We start from the raw sequence: 12,362 nt of genomic DNA, 5'->3' as shown, positions 1-12,362 counted from the left end.
CGGACCGAGATCCGCCCATCGCTGCTTTATTCCGCTGCTTCGGCAAAGCCCTCGTCACCTTCGATCAAGTCATGCGCTTTCAAGTCTACATTGAGACCCAATGAACGCATTTCCTTGACCAGAACGTTGAAGCTTTCCGGGATACCGGCTTCAAAGCTGTCATCACCCTTGACGATGGCTTCGTAAACCTTGGTACGGCCGATCACGTCATCGGATTTGACCGTGAGCATTTCCTGCAAGGTGTAAGCGGCACCATAAGCTTGAAGTGCCCAGCATTCCATTTCCCCGAAACGCTGACCACCGAACTGCGCTTTACCACCCAATGGCTGTTGTGTGACAAGGCTGTAAGGTCCGATCGAACGGGCGTGGATCTTGTCATCAACAAGGTGATGCAGTTTCAACATGTAGATGATACCGACAGTAACCTTGCGATCGAACTTGTCGCCGGTGCGTCCGTCAAACAGGTCCGATTGACCTGAACCATCAAGTCCAGCAAGCTGAAGCATGTTGGTAACGTCCGCTTCACGTGCACCGTCGAACACAGGGGTTCCCATTGGCACGCCGGTGATCACATTACTGGCAAGCTCAATGATATCGGCATCGCTGCGGTTCTTAATCTCGTCCGCATATTCTTCGCCATAGGCCTTCGCCAGACGTTCACGGACCACGGCAGGCGGTGCGGCAGCTTCAGGGTTCGGGTTTGCATGGCGCCAGTCTTCCAGAGCCTCACCAATTTGCATACCCAGACCACGTGCGGCCCAGCCCAGATGGGTTTCGAAAATCTGACCCACGTTCATACGTGACGGCACACCCAATGGGTTGAGCACGATGTCAACTGGCGTACCATCGGCAAGGAACGGCATGTCTTCTTGTGGAAGGATCCGCGAGATAACACCCTTGTTTCCGTGACGTCCGGCCATCTTGTCGCCTGGCTGCAACTTACGCTTAACCGCGACGAAGACCTTAACCATCTTGAGTACGCCCGGCGCCAGCTCATCGCCACGCTCTAGCTTCTCACGACGATCTTCGAACTTCTCGACAATCAGCTTGACGGCATCGTCATACTGCACCTTGACCGCTTCAAGATCGCCTTGGATCTTGTCGTCGGCAACGGCGATTTTCCACCATTCGTGACGCTCAACTTCGCTGAGATTTTCCTCAGTGATCTTATCGCCCTTCTTGATGCCTTTTGGCGCTGCGGCTGCAGTCTGGCCAATGAGCATGTCTTTCAAGCGGTTGTAAGTCGCACGGTTCAAAATCGAACGTTCGTCTTCACGGTCTTTCGCAAGACGTTCAATTTCTTCACGTTCAATCGCCATGGCGCGTTCGTCTTTGTCGATACCGTGACGGTTAAAGACGCGAACTTCAACAACGGTACCGGCAACACCCGGCGAGAGACGCAGCGAGGTGTCACGCACGTCGCTTGCCTTTTCACCGAAGATGGCGCGCAGCAATTTCTCTTCTGGCGTCATCGGGCTTTCACCCTTTGGCGTGATCTTACCGACGAGAATGTCACCTGGGTGAACCTCAGCGCCGATGTAGACGATGCCAGCTTCATCAAGGTTACGAAGGGCTTCTTCACCTACGTTTGGAATATCGCGGGTTATATCTTCTGGTCCAAGCTTTGTATCGCGGGCCATCACTTCGAATTCTTCGATGTGGACCGATGTGAAGACATCGTCCTTCACAATACGTTCGGAGATCAAAATCGAGTCTTCGTAGTTATACCCGTTCCAAGGCATAAACGCGACGAGGCTGTTTTTGCCTAATGCCAGTTCGCCCAGCTCAGTCGATGGACCGTCGGCAATGATGTCGCCGGCCTCAATCACATCACCAACCTTCACCAATGGTTTTTGGTTGATGCAGGTGTTCTGGTTCGAACGTTGGAACTTTTGCAACGTGTAGATGTCGACGCCCGATTTGCCGGGTTCCACGTCGCCAGTAACGCGCACAACGATACGCGTTGCATCGACTTGGTCGACAATGCCTGTGCGGCGGGCCGCGATAGCTGCGCCAGAGTCACGTGCGACTGTCTCTTCCATGCCTGTGCCCACAAACGGTGCTTCTGCTCGTAGCAGAGGCACAGCCTGACGTTGCATGTTTGATCCCATCAATGCGCGGTTGGCGTCATCGTTTTCCAAGAAAGGAATAAGCGATGCTGCAACGGAAACCAGCTGCTTTGGCGAAACGTCCATTAAGGTGATCTGATCACGCGGTGCCATCAGGAATTCGCCCGCTTCACGTGACGAAATCAGGTCTTCGGCAAAGCTGCCATCGGCGTTCAATTCGGCGTTCGCCTGCGCGATGGTGTTCTTTTGCTCTTCCATAGCGGAGAGATACACCACGTCGTCGGTGACTTTATTGTCGACAACCTTGCGATAAGGCGTTTCGATAAAGCCATATTTGTTCACGCGGCTAAAGCTCGCGAGCGAGTTGATCAGACCAATGTTCGGGCCTTCCGGCGTTTCAATCGGGCAGATACGGCCATAATGGGTCGGGTGAACGTCACGGACTTCAAAGCCGGCACGCTCACGGGTCAAACCACCTGGTCCAAGTGCCGAAACGCGACGCTTATGGGTGACTTCCGAAAGCGGGTTAGTCTGGTCCATAAATTGCGACAATTGCGACGAACCAAAGAATTCACGCACCGCAGCAACAGCTGGTTTCGCGTTGATCAGGTCGTTTGGCATTACGGTCGATACATCGACCGAGCTCATACGCTCCTTCACGGCACGCTCCATGCGGAGCAAGCCAACGCGATACTGGTTTTCCAGCAATTCGCCGACCGAACGGACACGACGGTTACCAAGGTTATCGATATCGTCGATTTCGCCCTTGCCGTCCTTCAGGTTTACCAATTCCTTGACCACCGCAAGAATATCTTCGGTGCGCAAGGTTGTCAGGGTGTCTTCCGCGTCCAAGTTCAAACGCATGTTCAACTTCACACGGCCAACCGCGCTAAGGTCATAGCGCTCTGCGTCAAAGAACAGGCCCGCGAACAAAGCTTCCGCAGTTTCGCGCGTTGGCGGCTCACCAGGGCGCATCACGCGGTAAATGGCGTCGAGCGCCATGTCGCGGTTCTCGGCCTTGTCGGCCTTCAATGTGTTGCGCATCCACGCGCCTGTGATCACATGGTCGATGTCGAGCAGTTCAATGCTGTCGATCCCGGCCTTGTCCAGCGCGTCGAGGTTTTCGGCGGTGATTTCATCGCCGGCTTCCACATAAATCCGGCCAGTCTTTTCGTCGATCAAATCATACGCAGAATAACGGCCGAAGATTTCTTCGGTTGGGATCAACAGGCTGGTTAGGCCATCCTTGACGGCCTTGTTGGCCGCGCGTGGGGTAACCTTGGTGCCTGCAGGGAACACAACTTCACCTGTCTTCGCATCGACAATGTCGAACATCGGCTTCGATGCACGCCATTGTTCCGCATTGAACGGGATCTTCCATCCACCCTTGCCACGCTCAAACGTCACGCGGTCATAGAAATGGCCCAAAATTTCTTCGTCGTTCAGACCAAGGGCATAGAGCAAAGTCGTAACCGGCAACTTACGCTTACGGTCGATACGAACATTGACGATGTCTTTCGCATCAAATTCAAAGTCGAGCCACGAACCACGGTAAGGGATAACGCGCGCTGCGAACAGATATTTGCCGCTGCTGTGCGTTTTGCCGCGGTCATGGTCGAACAATACGCCCGGCGAACGGTGCATCTGCGATACGATAACGCGCTCTGTACCGTTGATGAAGAAGGTGCCGTTATGCGTCATGAGCGGCATGTCGCCCATATACACGTCCTGCTCCTTAATATCGAGGACCGAACGTGCTTCGGTGTCTGGGTCAACCTCAAACACGATCAGGCGCAACGTCACCTTCATTTGCGCCGCATAAGTAATTCCGCGCTGACGGCATTCTTCTACGTCAAATTTAGGGTCTTCGAGTTTGTAATGTACGAAGTCGAGTTCCGAAGTGCCGGCAAAATCCTTAACCGGAAAAACGCTGCGCAGCGTCTTTTCAAGGCCGGATACATAGCCAATCGACGGGTCAGAACGCAGGAACTGTTCATAGCTCTCGCGCTGAACCTCAATAAGGTTGGGCATGTCGATAACTTCATGGATGTTACCGAAGATTTTGCGGATACGCTTTTGACGCGACAGGGTCGCAGGAGCGGGACGGGATGCCATAAGGTGCTTTGCCTCAGTTAGAAATGTCAGTCGCGACGTGCCATTCCACAGACAAGAAAAGGCCGCATAGCAATGGACCGAAGAATCGGGTCCTGCCGTGCAGCCGTTTCGCGTATGTGAAAACCCATATCCATCAATGCGTTAGCCAAGTTGCGCGACGACAAGGCTATTCCCGATGGTTTGGATGTTGAGGGTGGTATAGAAGGGCAAGAACGTCGGGTCAAGGCCTGTCCCCCGCTAGCTATCGTGCAAAACCGTTAGGTTTAGATAGTGGAGCAGTTTGCAATGACGGCCGTTATGGTGACTGGGTAAAGCCGATTTTTCGAGGGCGGAAATAGATTTTTTCATCTGGAAGCATAAAATGCACTTATCCTGCTATTGACCCGGCGAATTAGGTATGACATTTGCGTACAAACATAGAACATGGAGATGCGTTGTGTTGCAACAAGCGGGTGATTTGCTGAAATCAAAACGTGAAAGGCTTGGATTGAGCCAGAAGCAGTTTGCCGAAATGTTGGGCTTGGGAGAGCTTGGAGAGAGAACAATTCGAGGGTGGGAAAATAGCGAGCACAAGCCCTCTGCCCATCGGCTCCGAGAAGTACTGTCGTTTCCAGAGCGTGCCCCTTTTAAAAAACACAATCGGGGACTGTTTCGATTTATTGACCTCTTTGCCGGTATAGGAGGCATTCGGCTTCCATTTCAAGAGCTAGGCGGTGAGTGCGTCTTTACTTCCGAGTGGGACCCTTTTTCGAAGAAGACCTATGCAGCAAATTTTGGTGATGTACCGGATGGCGATATTACAAAAATTTCTGCATCAAATATCCCTGACCACGAGATACTTCTCGCAGGGTTCCCATGCCAGGCTTTTTCGCAAGCCGGTTTGAGGCAGGGATTTCGCGACACAAGGGGAACAATGTTTTTTGAAATACAGCGTATTTTGGCCGAAAAACGCCCCGCCGCATTTTTACTTGAAAATGTAAAGCAGCTTAAAGGACACGACGGCGGCCGCACGTTGAAAACAATTATAGAAATATTGACTGGAGAATCTCAGTCTTCCATTCCTGACGCTGTTCCGATGTCTGAGGAAGCACGAAAAAGCCTTTCCAAAAAGCTGGATTATAAAGTCCAAACCAAAGTGCTTAAGGCTACTGATTTTGGAGTTCCCCAAAAACGTGAGCGTATCTACATTGTCGGATTTTCTAATAGTGTCTTCCCTGATCTAGATATTTCAGGTTTTTTCGAGGGCTTGGGACATAATGCTCCAAGTACTCGTCTTGGCGATATACTGGAGCCCAATATTTTGGTAGATGACCGCTATACTATTTCCGACCGCTTGCTTGCAGGACATAAACGACGGCGTATTGAGCATGCAAGAAGGGGGAATGGTTTTGGGTTTAGCGTGTTTGACCAAGACAGCCCATATTGTAACACTATTAGCGCTCGTTACTATAAGGATGGCAGCGAGATTCTAATCAGTCAGGATGATATTGGGCAAAACCCAAGAAAGCTTACACCGCGTGAGTGCGCGCGCATCCAAGGTTTTCCAGACAAGTTTATCGTTGATGCGGTGTCAGACACTCAAGCTTATCGGCAATTCGGAAATTCTGTTTCTGTTCCAGTGATACATGCACTCGCCGAGCGAATGTTGGATTTCGCAGGGAGTGAGCTTATTCGCGCCGCCTTTGAAGACACACGTTGATTTTAAGATACAGGTGATAAGGTGTCCAAAGCCAGCGCCTGCGTTGGACTAACAAGGGCTTAGTCGATTGCGTTATACTTTCATATAAGTCCCTAAGTTAATTACTGTTGCCGCCTGAAGTATTCTCTGTTTAATCACCCGTGAGGGAGAAGCAGATGCCTGCCAAGCAGTTTCAGTTCGACGGAAGATTGGTCGAGATAACCGATCCAGCTGATTTAGTGTTTACCAATTCATTTTTTGAGGAGGCGTACACTTGGATATTCAACCAACTAGTACCTGGTGAGTACGCGCCGCAAATTAACGTTGATAAGTTGCATGCCGGCGCCTTGGGGTTCGACATCCAAAAATGTGCCGCAGCGCATGGGGTAAATGTCCAAAAGCCATCAGCAAAAGCATCCAACCGAGATCGTTTGCAAACGCAGTTCTGCGTTAGAACCGTTTCAGAGAAATTTCCAGCAATCGCTGGGTTTTTCAATAACATAATTACAACAGCACCAATCGCGATAGCAAATGCTGAGTTTTTGTTGGGCGAACAATGTGATGGTAGTAATTTCATTCATCTCAAAAAGATAATTGATAGAATTAATCGAAAAAATTGGACCAGAGATCAAGATGCCAGTGAGGGGCAATCAGGGGTATCTGTATTGGGTGCTATTTCGGAAACCCTTTTAAACACGGTTATGGCATCGCTCATTGACACGGTTGCGTTTTTCAAAATTGGAAATCCTAAGGTTCAGTCATATGGGGACTTCGTAGTAGTCTGTTTGCCTAATAACCTTTGGATATCCTTAAAATCTAATTTTGCGCGTGAAAGACTTCTTGCGTCGGGCTACAGCAACGACATTTTGGGGGCGGGTTTTTTTGAAGATGCCTCTGAGTTTACTCAGCCTGTTAGAATTCGAAATTTTCAACGTGCTGGCTTTTTGGCAATGTATTGCCCAGACGTTGCAGTTAACGAGCGTCAATTGAACGCGGGAACATCAACCTATCATGAGATCGAGCAGTTCCACTTAGATAACAATACACTTATGCCTCTTAATATAAATGGTAAGCCGTTCATCCGAAAGCTAAGCAACCTTGCAACTGATATTGAGGCATTGATATCCGAAAGCGACGTTAGAAAGCGATTTACAGTTGATTTTTGATCCGATCTGCACGTCGATCTCAATTCTTCATTACCATAATAAAGTTGGCGAGCGAAACATAGTATTTCGAATATTCTAACTTGAATTCTCACAAACCACTTCCACACAAACCGCCCCAATCGCGCACCCCATCGCACATAACCACCTACCGCCTTTCCGCCATGCTTGAAGGGGCGGGGCGGCCCTGCTAGGGGCTCAGTATGACTGAACTCTCCCTTATCCGTAATTTCTCCATTATCGCGCATATTGACCATGGGAAGTCGACCTTGGCCGACCGGTTAATCCAACAAACCGGCGGGCTTACGGCGCGGGAAATGACGAGCCAAGTCCTTGATAATATGGACATTGAGAAAGAGCGCGGCATCACGATCAAAGCGCAAACAGTGCGCCTGGATTACACCGCGAAAGACGGCATTACATATCAGCTTAACCTGATGGACACCCCCGGCCATGTCGACTTCGCCTATGAAGTCAGCCGCAGCCTCGCCGCATGCGAAGGCGCGTTGCTCGTCGTCGACGCCGCGCAAGGGGTGGAGGCGCAAACGCTCGCCAACGTCTATCAATCGATTGAGCATGACCATGAAATCGTTCCCGTCATCAACAAAATCGATCTGCCCGCGGCAGAGGTGGACAAGGTCAAGGCCGAGATTGAGGACATAATCGGCTTACCCGCCGACGACGCCGTCCTGACCAGCGCCAAATCGGGCATTGGCATCGACGAAGTGCTGGAGGCCGTCGTCACCCGCATTCCCCCGCCAAAGGGCGACCGCAACGCGCCGTTAAAGGCGATGTTGGTCGACAGCTGGTACGACCCGTATTTGGGCGTCGTCATCCTGATCCGCGTCATTGATGGCGTGATTAAAAAGGGCCAAGAAATTCAATTCATGGCCGCAGGCACAAAGCATTTGGTTGACCGCGTCGGATGTATGCGGCCCAAGCTGGAGATCCTCTCCGAAATCGGGCCCGGCGAAGTTGGCATCATCACCGCGCAGATTAAAGAAGTCGCCCAAACCCGCGTCGGCGATACGATTACCGATGCCAAGCGCCCCGCCGCGGAAGCCTTGCCCGGCTTTAAGGAAGTGCAGCCCGTGGTGTTCTGCGGCCTGTTCCCAACAGACGCCGCCGACTTTGAAAAACTCCGCGAAAGCATCAGCAAGCTGCGCCTCAACGACGCATCGTTCAGCTTCGAAACTGAAAGCAGCGCGGCGTTGGGCTTTGGCTTTCGCTGTGGCTTCTTGGGGTTGCTGCACTTGGAAATCATTCAAGAGCGCCTAACCCGCGAATTTGACTTGGACCTTATCACCACCGCGCCGTCGGTGGTCTACAAATTGAAGCTGAGCCGCAGCAAGACCGAAGATGCGCGGGATATGGAGCTGCACAACCCCGCCGACATGCCCGACGTCAACCGCATCGACGAAATTCAGGAGCCGTGGATACAGGCGACGATTTACTGCCCCGATGAATATCTCGGCTCCATCCTGAAACTGTGCCAAGACCGGCGCGGCATTCAAAAGCAACTGACCTATGTCGGTGGCCGCGCGCAGATCGTGTACGAATTGCCATTGAACGAAGTTGTGTTCGACTTTTACGACCGCCTAAAGAGCATCAGCCGTGGCTATGCCTCGTTCGATTATCACCAGATTGGCCACCGCGAAGGCGACCTTGTGAAGATGAGCATCATGGTCAATGGCGACCCGGTCGACGCGTTGAGCATGATTGTCCACCGCGGCACCGCGGAATCGCGCGGCCGCGGCATGTGCGAACGCCTAAAAGACCTGATCCCGCGCCATTTGTTCAAAATCCCCGTGCAAGCGGCCATCGGCGGCAAAGTCATCGCCCGCGAAACCATCGCCGCCATGCGCAAGGACGTGACGGCGAAATGCTATGGCGGCGACATCAGCCGTAAGAAAAAGCTGCTGGAAAAGCAGAAAAAGGGCAAGGCGCGGATGAGAGAATATGGGAATGTGAGTATCCCGCAGGAAGCCTTTATTGCGGCGTTGCGGATGGGTGAAGAGTAAGCTTTCCCGCGTCCATCACCACAATGCGGTCGGCAGCGGCAATTGTTTCCTGCCTATGTGCGATGATGATGCGGGTTATGCCCATTGCGCCGATAGCTGCATTCACGGCCTGCTCATGCGCGGAGTCCAAATGCGCCGTACCTTCGTCCATGACTAGAATTTTCGGTTGTCGGTAAAGCGCGCGCGCGAGCAGAACGCGTTGTTTTTGCCCGCCCGACAGCGTTGAGCCCATGTCGCCAACCAGCGTTTCATACTGCATCGGCATGCGCGATATATCTTCATGGATGGACGCTGCGACCGCCGCGCCGACGACGCGTTCCATATCAATCGATTCATCGAACAATGCTATATTGTCTGATAGGCTACCTGCGAACAGGCTATCTTCTTGTAGCACCGCTGCAATCTGCCCGTGGAAGCTTTTATACCCAAACCGTGCCAGCGGCAGCCCATCGACGAGCACGTTGCCCGCTTCCGGTTCGACTAGACCGAGCAGAAGCTTGACCAGAGTGGATTTACCGCCGCCCGATGGTCCAGTGATTGCAACATGCTCACCGGGTTCCACGGTCAAATTTACCCCTTCAAGCACCAATGGATCGCTCGGCGCGTAGCGGTAGAACACATCGCGTAGCTCAATCCGGCCTTGCAGGTTGGTTTCCGTGTCGACGCTATCGCCAAAGCTTCTATCCTCTTCCGATAGTGCAATGTCCGATAAGCGTTCAAGGTGAAGCCCAAGCATTCGAAATGCAATGACTTGGTCAATCAGCGCAGCAGCTTTGCTGATGAACTGGCCCTTATAGGCCATATAGGCAAAGACCATGCCGACGCTGAACCCCGCACCGTCGATTACAAATCCCACCGCCAGCCAGATGGTGACGATATTCTCAATCCCGAAAATCAGCGTATTGGCCGTGCCTTGCCAAATGCCAATTCGCGCCACACGGACATCGGCATTAACGGCATCGGTTAGCCGCGTTTGCCACAGCGCATGGCGCAAGGTTTCGCGTCCGAACAAGCGCAATGTCGTCATGCCGCGCAAGGTTTCGATAAGCGTGCTTTGCTCTTTGCCGCCGGTAACAATCGACGCCTCAATGGCTTCGCGTTCAAACGAAAAGGAGACAAGCCTAACAATGGTGTAAAGCGCAAAAGCAATCAGCGCGACACCCGCCAGTTGCGCACCATACCACAGCATCAACGCCAGCGTTAGGATCGCCATGATGCCATCGACAAGCGCCGCGACGGCGCCCGTGGTCAGCATTGACTGGATCGGGCCGATGGACTGAAACCGCGAAAGAATGTCGCCCGTATGCCGTTTTCCAAACCAATCAATGGGTAAGCGAAACAGCCTGCGTGCGATGTTCGATGCAAGGCTAAAACCGATGCTCGTCCCGGCAACCAACAACACAAATGAACGCAACAACGCCGCGCCCGCATTAATGATCGTGAACAGCCCGAACCCCAACGCCAACACTGTCATCAGGTCATTGTCGAGCGCGGGTATGGCTTGGTCAATCGCCAACTGCATATAATAAGGTGAGGCAAGGACAAAGGCTTGCAACACCAATGTCAGCACCAGCACCTGAAGCAACGCCCGCTTGATACCCGTCATACGCTGCCAGAGCTGCGACAGGCGCAACCGCTCGCGCTGTTTACCAGTCTGGAAATCATTGCTTGGGCGTAATTCCAATGCAACGCCGGTAAAATGGTCCGACACTTCGACCATTGGCATCCAGGTCGAGCGTCCATCGGGATTATGGATGAGCGCCTTCTCGCCTTTTACCCGTTCTAGCACCACATAATGGTTCATGTCCCAATGGAGAACAGCGGGCATATGGAGATTACCAAGCTGCTCCAGCGGCAGCTTGACCGCACGCGGGGTCAGGCCAATCCGGTCGGCAAGGCCGATCAGCGTTTTGAGCGCGGCCCCGCGCAAGGACGGCGCAAAGCGACGGCGCATGGTGCCAAGGTCAATATCCAACCCATGAAAATTGGCGACCATCGTGAGTGAGGCCAGCCCGCATTCCGCAATTTCGGTCTGCCGGACAAGGCGAACACGCGAACGCGTGAAAAAGCCAAGGTCGAGCACGGCAGCGCCTACCGTTGCCGCACAGCGAATAAGGGTTCGAACAAATATTCAAGCAAGGATTGCTTATCGGTGACGATGCGCGCGTTCAGCGTCATTCCGGAAACTAAAGCTTCATTGCGGCCATAAGCAGAAACGCTTGTCTTATCGACGGCAACGGTGACGGGATAAACCGCAATCGTCGCGCCGTTCGGTCCTTGGGCATTAATTGCACTTGCCGACACGGTTTGCACTATGCCGGTAACCGTGCCGAAGCGTTGATAGGGGAACGCGTCGATCGCAAGGCGGACCTGTTGGCCCGGTTTTACAAAACCAATGGCCGCGCTGGGTACGGCCAATTCTGCATGCAGCTTCGCGCCAGCGGGCACTATCACCATCAACTGCCCCTGTGGGCTGGCAGGTTGGCCGACACGTGCGGTAAGCGCAGTAACGCGTCCCGCCACGGGCGCGCGCAAGACATAGGAACGTGCGCCCGTTGCGCTGGCCGCTTGTTGGGCCACTTGCGCGCGCGTTGCCGAAAGGCTGGCATTCTGGGCGCGGGCTTGGGCCAAGATCTGTCCATTGCTGCGTTCATTTTCGGCCAACGCAGCGCGCTTGGCGGCAAGCGCCTGTTCTATTTGCGACAACCCCTGTTGCCGCGCGAGCAGGGTTTCTTCGCGCACCTGCAAATCGCGCCCGCTGATAAAACCACGGTCGGCAATTGATCGGGCGCGATCAAGGTCCTTTTGCGCGGACGCGATTAACGCTTGCTGCGTTGTTATCTGCGACTGCAACTGCACGATTTCGGCAACCAAGCCGGAGCGTTGCGCGGCGAGCTGCGCACCTTGCGCATGGGCAGCTGCAAGTGCGGCATCGGATTGCGCCACCAAGCTCGCGTCCTGTCTGTCTATGGCGGATTGCACAAGAGCGGCGGGAGTCTGCACTGCTGCGCCATCTTCCTCGGCGCGGATCGTCGCCAATACTGCGCCAGCAAAAACATTCTGACCATCGCGCACGGCAAGCGACGCAATCATGCCCGCACGGGTGGGGACGATATTCGCAACGCCTGTATTGGGGGTGATCATGCCCGTGACGGTCTCGACGCGGGAATAGCTAGCCAATGATAGAAACAGAAGGCCTAGCGCGACACCGCCAAAAATCAGATAGCCGACGCTTTGCCAAGGTACAGGGACCGCAATCGCCACTTCGCCTGAGAGGCGATCCTTATGGGTCATTAAGGCTTCAGGGCGAAACATT

The 12,362-nt window shown here is 53.3% G+C and carries 6 protein-coding genes; 3 read left to right on the top strand and 3 right to left on the bottom strand.

The window, feature by feature from the left end; all coding sequences use genetic code 11:
- Positions 1-26 precede the first annotated feature (26 nt).
- Positions 27-4,184 (bottom strand): DNA-directed RNA polymerase subunit beta, encoded by a 4,158-nt coding sequence (rpoB, locus tag D7D48_RS06700; protein ID WP_125230536.1) that lies wholly within the window; start codon positions 4,182-4,184, stop codon positions 27-29.
- 436 nt (positions 4,185-4,620) lie between these two features.
- Between rpoB and D7D48_RS06695 the strand changes: the two genes are divergently transcribed.
- The 3 genes from D7D48_RS06695 to lepA all read left to right on the top strand — a co-directional run bounded on the left by D7D48_RS06695 (position 4,621) and on the right by lepA (position 9,046).
- A complete protein-coding gene (locus tag D7D48_RS06695) occupies positions 4,621-5,883 on the top strand; it encodes a DNA cytosine methyltransferase (RefSeq protein ID WP_245964360.1) in 1,263 nt (420 codons plus the stop codon).
- Between the two features lie 155 nt (positions 5,884-6,038).
- Complete coding sequence (locus D7D48_RS06690) at positions 6,039-7,028, top strand: hypothetical protein (RefSeq protein ID WP_125230534.1); 990 nt, start codon at positions 6,039-6,041, stop codon at positions 7,026-7,028.
- Between the two features lie 200 nt (positions 7,029-7,228).
- A complete protein-coding gene (gene lepA / locus D7D48_RS06685; RefSeq protein ID WP_125230533.1) occupies positions 7,229-9,046 on the top strand; it encodes a translation elongation factor 4 in 1,818 nt (605 codons plus the stop codon).
- Here lepA and D7D48_RS06680 read toward each other — a convergent pair.
- The gene (locus D7D48_RS06680) at positions 9,015-11,129 is read right to left on the bottom strand and encodes a peptidase domain-containing ABC transporter (protein WP_125230532.1); all 2,115 of its coding nucleotides are present in this window, start codon (positions 11,127-11,129) and stop codon (positions 9,015-9,017) included. The two genes, lepA and D7D48_RS06680, sit on opposite strands and share 32 nt — an antisense overlap.
- An 8-nt stretch (positions 11,130-11,137) precedes the next feature.
- Entirely contained in the window at positions 11,138-12,361 is a 1,224-nt protein-coding gene (locus tag D7D48_RS06675) for a beta-barrel domain-containing protein (RefSeq protein WP_125230531.1), read from the bottom strand.
- Position 12,362 lies beyond the last annotated feature (1 nt).

It is taken from the genome of Sphingorhabdus wooponensis (assembly GCF_003933235.1).
In the GTDB taxonomy this organism is placed as follows: Bacteria; Pseudomonadota; Alphaproteobacteria; order Sphingomonadales; family Sphingomonadaceae; genus Sphingorhabdus_B; species Sphingorhabdus_B wooponensis.
Note: the sequence above shows the minus strand (reverse complement) of the source record. Positions and strands in the feature narration are given on the sequence as shown.